The 12,137-nt window shown below is 50.9% G+C and carries 10 protein-coding genes and 1 pseudogene; 4 read left to right on the top strand and 7 right to left on the bottom strand.

All coding sequences use genetic code 11. From position 1 onward, the window contains the following. Window positions 1-91: 91 nt before the first annotated feature. Window positions 92-448, top strand: a complete 357-nt coding sequence (locus AC6R1A_RS07875; protein WP_487901928.1) for a DUF2799 domain-containing protein — start codon at window positions 92-94, stop codon at window positions 446-448. Window positions 449-533: 85 nt separating this feature from the next. On the opposite strand, the gene murQ is transcribed toward AC6R1A_RS07875, so the two are convergent. Both murQ and AC6R1A_RS07865 read right to left on the bottom strand, forming a co-directional pair. Next, window positions 534-1,454: an N-acetylmuramic acid 6-phosphate etherase gene (gene murQ, locus AC6R1A_RS07870; protein ID WP_500632708.1), complete on the bottom strand. Its 921-nt coding sequence runs from the start codon at window positions 1,452-1,454 to the stop codon at window positions 534-536. Window positions 1,455-1,461: 7 nt separating this feature from the next. Further along, entirely contained in the window at window positions 1,462-2,577 is a 1,116-nt protein-coding gene (locus AC6R1A_RS07865) for an anhydro-N-acetylmuramic acid kinase (RefSeq protein ID WP_500632707.1), read from the bottom strand. Window positions 2,578-2,663: 86 nt separating this feature from the next. Here AC6R1A_RS07865 and nagZ point away from each other — a divergent pair. After that, window positions 2,664-3,668 (top strand): annotated as a pseudogene (gene nagZ / locus AC6R1A_RS07860) (beta-N-acetylhexosaminidase); the annotation flags it as partial. Here the strand turns inward: nagZ and btsR are convergent. Both btsR and AC6R1A_RS07850 read right to left on the bottom strand, forming a co-directional pair. Further along, entirely contained in the window at window positions 3,662-4,375 is a 714-nt protein-coding gene (btsR, locus tag AC6R1A_RS07855) for a two-component system response regulator BtsR (protein WP_487901865.1), read from the bottom strand. The pseudogene nagZ and the gene btsR sit on opposite strands and share 7 nt — an antisense overlap. A gap of 49 nt (window positions 4,376-4,424) precedes the next feature. Beyond that, window positions 4,425-6,104: a LytS/YhcK type 5TM receptor domain-containing protein gene (locus tag AC6R1A_RS07850; protein ID WP_500630089.1), complete on the bottom strand. Its 1,680-nt coding sequence runs from the start codon at window positions 6,102-6,104 to the stop codon at window positions 4,425-4,427. A gap of 251 nt (window positions 6,105-6,355) precedes the next feature. Here AC6R1A_RS07850 and AC6R1A_RS07845 point away from each other — a divergent pair, with 251 nt between their 5' ends. Together AC6R1A_RS07845 and tyrA are read left to right on the top strand one after the other, a co-directional pair. Next, window positions 6,356-7,444, top strand: coding sequence for a 3-deoxy-7-phosphoheptulonate synthase (locus AC6R1A_RS07845; protein ID WP_500632706.1), 1,089 nt, complete (start codon window positions 6,356-6,358; stop codon window positions 7,442-7,444). A 22-nt stretch (window positions 7,445-7,466) separates the two neighbouring features. Further along, the gene (gene tyrA / locus AC6R1A_RS07840; RefSeq protein WP_487901868.1) at window positions 7,467-8,594 is read left to right on the top strand and encodes a bifunctional chorismate mutase/prephenate dehydrogenase; all 1,128 of its coding nucleotides are present in this window, start codon (window positions 7,467-7,469) and stop codon (window positions 8,592-8,594) included. A gap of 84 nt (window positions 8,595-8,678) precedes the next feature. Here tyrA and AC6R1A_RS07835 read toward each other — a convergent pair whose 3' ends face one another. The 3 genes from AC6R1A_RS07835 to ettA form a co-directional block, all read right to left on the bottom strand. Further along, entirely contained in the window at window positions 8,679-9,689 is a 1,011-nt protein-coding gene (locus AC6R1A_RS07835; protein WP_487901869.1) for a M23 family metallopeptidase, read from the bottom strand. Window positions 9,690-9,699: 10 nt separating this feature from the next. Next, window positions 9,700-10,071, bottom strand: coding sequence for a PilZ domain-containing protein (locus AC6R1A_RS07830; protein WP_487901870.1), 372 nt, complete (start codon window positions 10,069-10,071; stop codon window positions 9,700-9,702). 214 nt (window positions 10,072-10,285) lie between these two features. Further along, a complete protein-coding gene (gene ettA / locus AC6R1A_RS07825) occupies window positions 10,286-11,953 on the bottom strand; it encodes an energy-dependent translational throttle protein EttA (protein ID WP_334554083.1) in 1,668 nt (555 codons plus the stop codon). Between the last annotated feature and the right edge of the window lie 184 nt (window positions 11,954-12,137).

Here is a 12,137-nt window from a genome sequence, read left to right as displayed (position 1 = left end):
CGCGGCGGGAGTGGCTATTTATCGGCTTTAGTGGTGTAGTAGGTGTGTCTAGCTACTAATAATCAATCATCAAAAAGGATATCGAGTGAGAATCGGACTGACGACGCTTTTCAGTGTCACTTCATTCAGTGCTATCGCGCTACTCATTGGTTGCAGTGCGTCTGTGGAACAGCTTGCCCAGCAGGGCGATTGGTATGAAATCGGCTATCAAGATGGTGTGCGAGGGAATAGCCAACGCACGCTCAAAGAGCTGTCTAGCTTGGGCGTCGTTAAACAGCACGATTACGATCAAGGCTATGGCGAGGGTGTACAAGAGTACTGTAACCCCAATTTTGCTTACCAGATTGGATTATCAGGCCAATATTACCAAGGTGCCTGTGAAGGCACCGAGTTTGCCCAGCAGTTTCGCATGGAGTGGAAGCGAGGCTGGGACGAATACAATAATTGATGATGGATAAGCAAGGCTCATCCACGATCGAGTGCACCGAGTTTACTCTTACATTCAATAATCCTTTACTGAATAACCCTGCGCGCTACTGGTGTTTCTCGACGGCCGCGCGCAGAAAGCCTTGTTGGTGATGCAACTGCTCACGAGCCTCTTCAATACCCAGCCCAGTTAGAATCATTAAAATGGCCAGTTTGACATCAAATTCGGTCTCTTCGAGCGTACTTGTGGCCTGTGCTTTATCACAATCTGTCGCTTGCATGACGATGCGTGTCGCTCGCGCTAGCAACTTCTTGTTGGTGGCTTTTACGTCTACCATCAAATTCTGATAGCTTTTTCCAAGTCGGATCATACTGGCGGTGGTCAGCATATTGAGCACCAACTTTTGCGCCGTGCCGGATTTCAGCCGCGTTGAACCCGTCAGCGCTTCTGGCCCCACGACTGGGCTTATCGCAATCTCTGCGCTCTCGGCGATGGGGGAGTCAGGATTGCAAGAGAGTGCAACGGTCGTTGCGCCTAACTCATTGGCGTAGGTCAGTGCACCAATGACGTAAGGTGTGCGACCACTGGCAGCAATGCCCACCACCACATCATCTGGAGTTAAGTTGAGGGATTGCAAGTCACTCTCGCCAAGCTGCGGGTCATCTTCCGCACCTTCTTTGGCTTTAAACATCGCGTCTTGGCCGCCCGCAATTAAGCCGATCACCATCTGATCCGATACGCCAAAGGTGGGTGGGCATTCGGAGGCATCAAGCACACCAAGGCGGCCACTGGTACCCGCGCCCAAATAAATCAGTCGACCGCCGACTTGAAACGCCTCGACGATTTTGTCGACCGCTTGAGCCACCTCGGGCAGCACTTTCTCCACGGCAAGCGGTACGCTCTTATCTTGTTGGTTTAAGCGTTTGACGATTTCAATCGACGGTTGCAGGTCAATGTCCATGGTGTCAGGGTTGCGCCCTTCAGACACAAGATGAGACAAGGCGGCAATCAAAGCATCGTTAGTCATAGTGTTCCTATTTTTCTGCCCAGTACATCACGCCAAGCGAGGCTGAGCGCTGAGCACCGGTGACATCGGGTAAATTACTCGGTAATCCATATAGGCGGCGATAGGCTAGCCAAGCAAACGCCATCGCTTCCATATTATCACTGTCGACCCCTTTATCGCTTGTGGAGCACACTTGCCATTGTGGCAATAAGGCGGCCAGTCTGCGCATCAACAGCGGATTGCGAACACCGCCGCCGCACACCAGCAACTCAGGATGGGGGCCTTCGGCGTATCGTGTGACTTCATTGGCAATGCTAACGGCGGTGAACTCACACAACGTACGCTGCACGTCTTCGGTGGGCAGTGAAAAAGGAGTGAGTTGTGCCATCAGCCAAGGCAGGTTGTAATGTTCTCGCCCGGTACTTTTCGGGGCAGGTTGGGTGAGGTAGGGATCGGTTAGTAAAGCGTCAAGTAAAGGGGGATGTACCTGACCTTGCTGTGCCCATTGCGCGTCTTTATCAAATGGGGCGCCGCGATGTTTGTCACACCACGCATCCATCAACATGTTTCCCGGCCCGGTATCGTAACCGATGACGGGTTTGCCTGGCCGAAGCAGCGAAATATTGGCGATGCCGCCGATGTTGAGAACCGCTACGCTAGAATCTGTCACAGGAAACAGGGCTTGGTGAAAAGCCGGCACCAAGGGCGCGCCTTGCCCACCGAGCGCCATGTCTTTTCGACGAAAATCGGCGATTGTGTCGATACCCGTTTTGGCTGCAATGATATGGGCGTCTCCGAGCTGGGTGGTAAAGGGAGTCGGGCTGCTGGGTTGATGAAACACGGTTTGACCGTGATTGCCAATCGCAGCGATGTCACGGGCTTTAGTGCCAGATTTCGCTAAGAGCGCCAGCGCTGCATCGGCATAAAGGTGGCCTAACTGATGGTCGAGCGCGCCAATCTCGTCTAATCGGGTCGGCTGACCAAGGCACATCGCCAGCACTTTTTGGCGTAGATGGTCAGGGTAGGGGTAGTCGAGTGCATCGCGCAGCGTGACACTTTGGTCATCAATCTCGACAAGGGCACAGTCCACACCGTCCAGGCTCGTGCCGGACATGATCCCGATATATAACGCTTTTTCGCTCATGGTCAAATTTTCGCTTCGCCGACATGCTTTCCATTGTAAACCGAGAATAATCCTAATACTCTCGGCAGCATAGAGAAAAATACCATGGGCTGGAGTCAATTGACATGGGACCATTATGGCTAGATGTGGCGGGGTACGAACTGACCGCTGAAGACCGAGAAATTTTGCGCCATCCTACCGTCGGGGGCGTGATTCTGTTCACACGCAATTATCACGATAGCGAGCAGTTACAAGCGCTGACCGCGTCTATCCGACAGGCGGCGAAACGACCTATCTTGATCGGCGTGGACCAAGAAGGGGGCCGCGTACAGCGTTTTCGCGATGGGTTCTCTTCCATTCCCCCCGCTCAAGCGTACGCCGAGCATAAGAATGGGGAGCAACTGGCCCGTTGGGGCGGCTGGCTGATGGCCGCTGAATTGATCGCGCACGATATCGATTTAAGTTTCGCGCCAGTTCTGGATAAAGGGCATGAATGCCGTGCGATTGGTAACCGGGCATTCGGTGACGATGTGGAGAGCATCATTCGTCATAGCCGAGCGTTTATGCAGGGGATGAAGACGCTAGGTATGGCCACGACAGGCAAACACTTCCCAGGCCATGGTGGTGTGATTGCTGACTCTCATCTTGAAACACCGATTGATGAGCGCAGTTCGATTTTTGAACTCGATATGCAAGTCTTTAAGGCGCACATCGACGCTGGAGTATTGGATGCCATGATGCCGGCGCACGTGATCTACCCTCACTATGACGATCAGCCCGCCAGCGGTTCACGTTATTGGTTGCAGCAGGTATTGCGTCAGCAACTGGGCTTTGATGGCATTGTCTTTTCTGATGATTTGACCATGGAAGGCGCAGCGGTTATGGGGGGGCCTGCACAGCGCGCGCAGCAATCGCTTCAAGCGGGTTGCGATATGGTTTTGGTGTGCAATCAGCGCGATGCACAAGTGCAAGTATTGGATGGCTTGACCATTCAGGCAGTGCCTAAGGCGCACACGCTACTCAAAACCCAGCGATTTACGCTCAGTGAACTGACCCGGAGTGATGAGTGGAAGCAAGCCTCCGAAGCCATGAAGCGCATGCTGGATCAGTGAAAACCGAGCCGCTCTTTGAGTGTTTTTAAATAGCGGCGGCTGACTGGAATCGGGTAACCGCTAACGGTGTAGATCTCCGCAAGGCCGTTTTCGAGCAACTTGATCTCCTTGATGGTTTTCAAGTTGACGAGAAACTGGCGATGGCAGCGTACCAGCGGGGTTTTTTCTTCCAGCACCTTTAACGTCAATTGAGAGGTCGCTTTTTGATGCCGAGTTTGTACATGGACGCCCGAAATATCGCTGTAAGCAAATTCGACCTCTTGCGTTGGGATGATCACGATGCGGTTCAAACCGATACAGGGAATTTGACTCAGCGCCTCAGGCGCCAAAGCGGATGGGAGCGGGCGGGGCTCTGTGTGTTTAAGTCGTTTGATGGTTTTTCCCAAACGACAGGGCTCAACCGGCTTGAGTAAGTAGTCAAACGCATTGTCCTCAAACGCTTGAATGGCAAACTCATCATACGCGGTGACAAATACCACCTTGGGCATGGTGTCGGGGTCGAGCATGCTCAAAAGCTCAATCCCTGTGATTTGCGGCATTTGAATGTCGAGAAAGACCACATCTGGCCTCAATTGGTTGATCTTCTTTAGCCCCTCAATGGCATTGCTTGCTTCACCTATGACGGTCACACATTCCGTTTCTTCAAGCAATTGGGTCAGCTCTTCGCGGGCAAATCGCTCGTCATCAATGACTAGTGCTGTCAGCATGTATCGTCCTTACTCATCAATCCGCATTACTTATCAATCCGCATCGGTTCTACGCTACCTTCAAAGGGCGAGGTATGATAAAGCTCATTTGTGTTAATTGGTTGGGTTTTACCTCAATATTGAGCGCTGAACCACGGCCAAATTTACTGGTGAGCCGTTTATCGACAATTTGCATCCCTAATCCTAGGTGGCCTGGCTCGGGTTCTTGATAACTGCCGGCGTTGTCTTCCACCACAATCCTTTCGCCCTGTGGCGTTGTTTCGTTGTATATCCGCACATGCCCGCCCTCGAGCAAGTTTGAGATACCATGCTTGATCGCATTTTCCACCAAAGGCTGCAAAGTAAAGGTGGGGACTTGCAGATTGAGTAACGCGTCGTCAATGTCGATTTCCACTTCCAACCTATCATCAAAGCGCGCTTTCTCGATCGTTAGGTAGGCGTTGACGTGCGCGAGCTCCTCTTTGAGTGTCACACTGGCGATGTTTTGCTTGAGGTTACTGCGAAAGAACTGCGACAAATGCTGAATCAGTTCACGCGCCTTGGCTGGATCGCGACGGATAACGGCACTGATGGTGTTTAATGCATTAAACAGAAAGTGCGGATTGACCTGCGCGTGCAGCAGTTTGATTTCCGCCTGCGAGAGTAGAGTCTGTTTCTGTTGGTAATCACCGTAGAGGATCTGACTGGAGAGTAACTGCGCGATCCCTTTTGCCATCGTCATATTGATGGTGGAGAAGAGTTTGCGTTTGGGTTCATAGAGCTTAATCGTGCCGATCACCTTATCACCAGAGCGCAACGGGATGATCAAGGCGCTGCCCAGCTTGCATGTGGTTGAGAGCGAGCATTGATAAGGTCGCTCGCTGCCATCGAGGTAGATGATGCTGTTTTGGTTGATGGCGTCATAGGTGCTTTGTGAAGAGATCGGCGTTTGCGGTTTGTGGTGATCATCGCCAATACCGACAAACGCGAGGATTTTTTCATTATCGGTGATCGACACCGCGCCGACGTTGGTCTCTTCATAGACAATGCGGGCGATTTTTTCTGCGTTCTGACTGGTAAAACCGGAGGCGAGGATACCGACAGAGCGCTCGGCAATGTTTAATGCTCGGCGTGAAAACGTCGCCGAGTACTCCTCAAAGATGGTTTTGCGGTCGTGAAGGATGCTCATAAACAGGGCTGCCCCCACCGAGTTGGCGATGATCATAGGCGCAGCGATGGCCGAGACGAGTGTGTAAGCTTGATCAAAGGGTTTCGCCACAATCAAGATGATCACCATCTGCACTACCTCGGCGACCAAAGTAATGGCAAACACCACACTGGCGTTAAAAAGCTGCTCTCCGCGACCTTTACGCAGCAAATAGGTGTGGAGAAGACCACCAATAAGCCCCTCCGCCGTGGTGGAGATCGCGCAAGCTAAATCGGTAAAGCCACCTAACGTATATCGGTGTAGCCCCCCTGTGAGACCGACAAAAAAGCCAACAACAGGGCCGCCAAACAGACCCCCCATAACCGCACCAATGGCGCGCGTGTTCGCAATGGCATCATTGATTTGTAGACCAAAGTAGGTGCCCATAATGCAAAATAATGAGAAGAGAATGTAGACACTGACCTTGTGGCTCAGCCGACTTGAGATGCTAAGTAAAGGAAGAAAAATGGGTGTCTTGCTGAGCATATAAGCCAACACAAGATAGACACACATTTGTTGCAGCAAAGAGAGGATCAGGTCCATAACACACCGTACGTCTGTTTTTGTATAGTGTATATCGTAAGCCAGCGGAAAGGTATCGCCGAGGCGGAAAGGCATTCTTGATTTAGAATGACCGCTCCGTTCAGAAAGTAATGAGTGTATATAATTATTTACACTTTGTGTTTTTTATTGTTTACGGTTGCATTCTTTTTTTACTCTGTTATTTTGTCGTTATTGCTTTGTATAAGCACCCAAATAAGAATGAATGTAAACTTAAGTGTACGGTGAGCGAGATGAAAAAGAGTGAGTTAAGTAATATCAATATTACGGACGAGCAGGTCCTAATTACCCCTGAGCAGTTGAAAGAGAAGCTGCCGCTGAGTGACAAAGCGCGCCGTTTTATTCAAGAGTCTCGTCAAACCGTTGCCAACATTATCCATAAAAAAGATCACCGTCTATTGGTGGTGTGTGGTCCTTGTTCTATTCACGACGTCGATGCCGCAAAAGAGTACGCGCAGCGACTGAAAAAGCTCAATGAGCAACTCAGCGATCAACTCTACATTGTGATGCGTGTGTACTTTGAGAAGCCGCGCACGACCGTCGGCTGGAAAGGTTTGATCAATGACCCGCATCTTGACGGCTCTTTTGATATTGAACATGGCCTACATGTAGGTCGTCAACTGCTGGTGGAACTGGCAGAGATGGAGATTCCACTGGCCACTGAAGCGCTCGACCCTATCAGCCCACAGTACCTCGCTGATACCTTCAGCTGGGCGGCGATCGGTGCCCGCACGACGGAATCTCAAACTCACCGTGAAATGGCCAGTGGCCTTTCGATGCCGATTGGCTTTAAAAACGGTACCGATGGCAGCCTGTCTACTGCCATTAACGCGATGCAAGCGGCCTCTTCAAGCCACCGTTTTATGGGCATCAACAGCGAAGGCCAAGTGGCGCTGCTTACCACACAAGGTAACCCGAATGGTCACGTGATCTTACGAGGCGGCAAACAGACCAATTACGATTCTGTCTCCGTAACGGAATGTGAGCAAGACATGGCAAAAGTGGGTCTTGACGCCTCGTTGATGGTGGATTGTAGTCACGCCAACTCACGCAAAGATTTCCGCCGTCAACCACTGGTGGCGGAAGATGTGATTCACCAAATTCGTGAAGGCAACAAGTCAATTATTGGTTTGATGATTGAAAGTCACCTAAATGAAGGTAACCAGTCATCTGACATCCCGCTAAGTGAGATGAAATACGGCGTCTCTATCACGGATGCGTGTATCAATTGGGACGCAACTGAGGCACTATTACGTCACGCTCACAAAGAGCTGGTTCCATTTCTACAAGACCGCTTAGCGAAGTCATACTTCGCAAGTTAAAAAGGGATACGAAGGGATATTGATGGCTGTAGAACTTAGCGGGTTGCGTGATGAGATTGACGCAGTCGATAAACAGATATTAGCTTTACTGGCGCAGCGCCTCGCATTAGTAGAGAAAGTGGGAGAGGTAAAAAGCCAGCACGGTTTGCCCATTTATGCGCCTGACCGCGAAGCGGCGATGTTGGCTTCCCGCCGAGCCGAAGCGGAAAAGATCGGGGTTCCCCCTCAGTTGATTGAGGACATCTTGCGCCGCACCATGCGTGAGTCCTACGCCAGTGAAAAAGACTCCGGCTTTAAGTGTTTGAACCCAGAGCTGCGTTCGGTGGTGATCGTTGGTGGTAACGGTCAGCTTGGTCGTCTGTTTGGCCGCATGTTTACCTTGTCGGGCTATCAAGTCAAAGTGCTTGGCAGTCAAGATTGGCCGAATGCGGACGAGATCCTCCACAACGCGGGCATGGTGGTCGTGACAGTGCCGATTCATCTCACTCAAGGGGTGATTGATAAACTGGGTAATCTGCCCCATGACTGTATTTTGTGCGATCTCACCTCGATTAAGTCTAAGCCGCTGCAAGCAATGATGGCGATTCACTCTGGCCCTGTCGTCGGTTTGCATCCGATGTTTGGTCCTGATGTGCCGAGTTTAGCCAAGCAGGTCATTGTCTATTGTGATGGTCGTGGTGAAGAGCAGTATCAGTGGCTGCTCAAGCAATTTTCAATTTGGGGCGCGAGTTTGTGCCAAATTGATGCCAAAGAGCACGATCAAGGCATGACCCTGATCCAAGCTTTGCGCCACTTTACTTCGTTTGCCTATGGCCTACACCTTAGCCGAGAAAATCCGAATTTGGACAAGCTACTGACGCTGAGCTCGCCGATTTACCGTTTGGAGTTGGCCATGGTTGGGCGATTGTTTGCGCAAGATCCCAACCTCTATGGCGACATCATCCTCTCTTCGCAAGAGAATATTGAGATGATTAAGCGCTTCCATCGCAGTTTCGGTGAGGCATTAGAAATTTTGGAAGGTAAGGACAAACAAGCGTTTGTCGACAGTTTTAACAAAGTGAGCGAGTGGTTTGGAGACCATTCTCAGCAGTTTATGAATGAGAGCCAAAATCTACTTAAGCAAGCGAACGATGCGATTCATCGTGGCTGAGCTACATTCTTGTTATAAAAAAAGCTGCCTAGGCAGCTTTTTTTGATCGCGTTGCATTTATCTGCACATCGACCACCCATGTACTTATTGCACGCTGGTGTGCTCAGGTTCCGAGTCGTCCGCTTTTACGGTATTGACCGAGTCATCAACGTACGGGCTTTGCGTCAAGCTCACTTGCAGTCTGACGGTGTTATCAATCAACTGTACCAGCGGAGCCCACTTCACTTTGTTCTCTTTTTCAAACAAGTAGTGGAAGTTGTCCGGGGTCCAATCCATGGTGTATTGCGGGTTGAGCGCTCGCCCTAAAAAGCGGATCTCGTAGTGCAAATGAGGACCCGTTGAGTTGCCAGAATTGCCACAAGTGGCGATCTGCTCGCCTTTGCTGACAAACTGACCGCTGCGTACTTTAAACTTGGCAAGGTGCGCGTAGGAGCTCATAAAGCCAAACGAGTGACGTAAGGTGAGGAAGTTACCAAACCCTTTGTTGCTCGGTCGCACGGTTTCTACCACACCATCGGCCGGTGAATAGATAGGCTGACCAGGTTTGCAGGTGAGATCTATCCCGGTGTGTGTATGGCGCTGCCCTGTAATGGGGTTTGTGCGCCTCCCGTAAGATGAGGAGACACGCAGGTACTCCATCGGTGAGTCATTGGGGATCAGACGAAACATCGTCGCACGCACCGCAGAGTCTATTGCTGCAGCATCAATACGGCTTTCCAGTGGGACTTCTTCCAGTGGTGTTTCTTGATTGTCATCAACCAAACCGAGCACCGCTTCCACATCGTACACGCGTCGACCCAATACGCTAATCTGAGTCTTCTTCGCTTCAAGCTCTTGCACCAACTGATGGGTTTCGTCTTGCTGCTGGCTGTAAAGCTGCTCGAGTTGACGCTTTTCTTCACTCACTGCTGCCAGTGCTTGCGTGAGCGCCGCTTGCTCGCTTTGGCTTGTTTGCCAGTAGGTGTATACACCAGTGCCTGCGGCCATGACACCTACAACCGCTAGGGCCAATGTGGTCGCGACAGCACGACGAGATAGGTAAAAACGCGAAATACCAGCCGGCGCTGGTATCGAAATAGTAATTTTGTTCGACATATGGGTTCTATTAGGCTTCTTCACCTAAATCGGATAAATGTTCAATATCCCTATGGAGAAGATCGTCATCCCCAACATTGAGTTCGACCAGGCGTTTTAGGTGTCCGATACTCTCAATATCAATATGATCGATCGCAAGACGGATGATATTGTTATTGAGTCCAACCACCTTGGCGACAAGTTGAATCTCGACATCACTCCCTGGAAGTGAAAATTGTACATTGACGTCCTCTTCGCGGCTCAGCGTCGAGGCAGCATCACATGCGAGTAATACACCGTGCAAAGAAAGATCACGAATTGATGCGTCAATACGATGCGATCCTTGAACTAACACGGCAGGGGCTTGATAAACCACCCGTGAAAATCGGCGACGTTCTTTCATCTGTTGCTTCTCCCATGACTATGTGTTGAGTCTAGCAGACAAGCGATAAAGACAAACCCTCGACCCTTCTCATTGTTGACCTACTCAACAGAATATTTTGCCCATCAGGCCCAATGCTCTGAGATGGCGCGAACCATCAGTGAGTCGCTATCGTCCTCAATATGAAAGGCCGCTAATCTTAGCGGCCTTTGGGTAAAGATCAAGCGGTAATCGATTACTTGGCGATACGCTTGTACTTGATACGGTGTGGTTCGGCTGCTTCAGGCCCCAAGGTCTTTTTCAGCCATTCCATGTATTCCGTGTAGTTGCCTTCGTAGAAGTTCACTTGGCCTTCATCACGGTAATCAATGATGTGCGTAGCGATACGGTCAAGGAACCAACGGTCGTGCGAGATCACCATGGCACAGCCAGGGAATTCAAGCAGCGCTTCTTCCAATGCTCGTAGGGTTTCCACGTCGAGGTCGTTGGTTGGCTCATCGAGAAGCAACACGTTGCCGCCCGCTTTAAGCAGTTTCGCTAAGTGGACACGGTTACGCTCACCACCCGACAACTCGCCAATCACTTTCTGCTGATCGCTGCCTTTAAAGTTAAAGCGAGAGCAGTACGCGCGAGCAGGGATTTCGAAGTTGTTGATCTTGATGATGTCCGCGCCTTCCGAAATCTCTTGGTAGACGGTTTTTGAATCGTCCATCGAGTCACGGAACTGATCGACGGATGCCAACTTGACGGTTTCACCCATTTCGATAGTGCCTGAATCCGGTTGTTCTGCACCACTCAGCATCTTGAATAGCGTTGATTTACCCGCACCGTTGGCACCGATGATGCCGACAATCGCCCCTTTTGGCATGCTGAACGACAGGTCATCAATCAATACGCGGCCGTCGAACGACTTGCTCAGGTTAGAGACTTCAATCACCTTGTCGCCAAGACGCTCACCTGGTGGAATAAACAGCTCGTTGGTTTCGTTACGCTTTTGACGATCGCCGCTTTGCAGCTCTTCAAAGCGAGCCATACGCGCCTTAGACTTCGATTGACGACCTTTCGGGTTTTGACGAACCCACTCCAGCTCTTTTTCAATGGTCTTTTGACGTGCTTTCTCTTGTGACGCTTCTTGTTGCAGACGCGCATCTTTTTGCTCTAGCCATGAGGTGTAGTTACCTTGCCATGGAATGCCTTCACCACGGTCCAATTCAAGGATCCAACCTGCGGCGTTGTCGAGGAAGTAACGGTCGTGGGTAATAGCCACAACGGTGCCAGTGTAATCAACAAGGAAACGTTCTAGCCACGCGACGGATTCGGCATCCAAGTGGTTGGTCGGTTCGTCGAGCAGCAGCATATCTGGCTTAGAAAGAAGTAGGCGACAAATCGCCACACGGCGGCGCTCACCACCCGATAGGTGGGCAATTTTTTGATCCCACTCAGGCAGGCGCAGAGCATCCGCGGCGCGCTCTAGCGCGTTTTCGAGGTTGTGGCCTTCTTTGGCTTGAATCAGCGCTTCTAGCTCACCTTGCTCTTTTGCAAGGGCATCGAAATCCGCATCGGGTTCTGCGTAAGCCGCGTAGACTTCGTCCAGACGCTTCATTGCGCCAGCGACATCAGATACCGCCTCTTCGACGATTTCACGTACCGTTTTCGATTCATCGAGCACAGGTTCCTGCGGCAGGTAGCCGACATTCAGGCCCGGTTGTGGACGCGCTTCACCATCGATGTCGGTATCAATACCCGCCATGATGCGCAGTAGGGTCGACTTACCTGCACCATTGAGGCCCAAAACACCGATTTTTGCGCCTGGGAAAAAGCTCAGAGAGATGTCTTTAAGAATTTGTCGCTTTGGTGGCACCACTTTGCTCACGCGCGACATGGTATATACGTATTCAGCCATTGCCGATCGTTCCTAACTATTCAATCTACGTAACTCGTCATTTTATACCAAGCGAACGCGTTTTGTTACTCCCGAGAGGGAGGAAATCGGTTCAACGTCAGTCAAGCCTTGCCACTCAATGTCACTATTGTGTGAATTTATTATTATTTACATCTGAGCTCTTTACAGCAGGGGGGAGGATCGA

Source organism: Vibrio sp. R10-SG3-ISO3 (assembly GCF_059834225.1).
This window is presented reverse-complemented; position numbering and strand designations above follow the sequence as displayed.

Excerpts from the sequence above, each read along its gene's own strand:
- murQ (WP_500632708.1), bottom strand. The coding sequence starts at position 1,454 with ATGACTAACGATGCTTTGATTGCCGCCTTGTCTCATCTTGTGTCTGAA.
- AC6R1A_RS07865 (WP_500632707.1), bottom strand. The coding sequence starts at position 2,577 with ATGAGCGAAAAAGCGTTATATATCGGGATCATGTCCGGCACGAGCCTG.
- btsR (WP_487901865.1), bottom strand. The coding sequence starts at position 4,375 with ATGCTGACAGCACTAGTCATTGATGACGAGCGATTTGCCCGCGAAGAG.
- AC6R1A_RS07850 (WP_500630089.1), bottom strand. The coding sequence starts at position 6,104 with ATGGACCTGATCCTCTCTTTGCTGCAACAAATGTGTGTCTATCTTGTG.
- AC6R1A_RS07845 (WP_500632706.1), top strand. The coding sequence starts at position 6,356 with ATGAAAAAGAGTGAGTTAAGTAATATCAATATTACGGACGAGCAGGTC.
- tyrA (WP_487901868.1), top strand. The coding sequence starts at position 7,467 with ATGGCTGTAGAACTTAGCGGGTTGCGTGATGAGATTGACGCAGTCGAT.
- AC6R1A_RS07835 (WP_487901869.1), bottom strand. The coding sequence starts at position 9,689 with ATGTCGAACAAAATTACTATTTCGATACCAGCGCCGGCTGGTATTTCG.
- AC6R1A_RS07830 (WP_487901870.1), bottom strand. The coding sequence starts at position 10,071 with ATGAAAGAACGTCGCCGATTTTCACGGGTGGTTTATCAAGCCCCTGCC.
- ettA (WP_334554083.1), bottom strand. The coding sequence starts at position 11,953 with ATGGCTGAATACGTATATACCATGTCGCGCGTGAGCAAAGTGGTGCCA.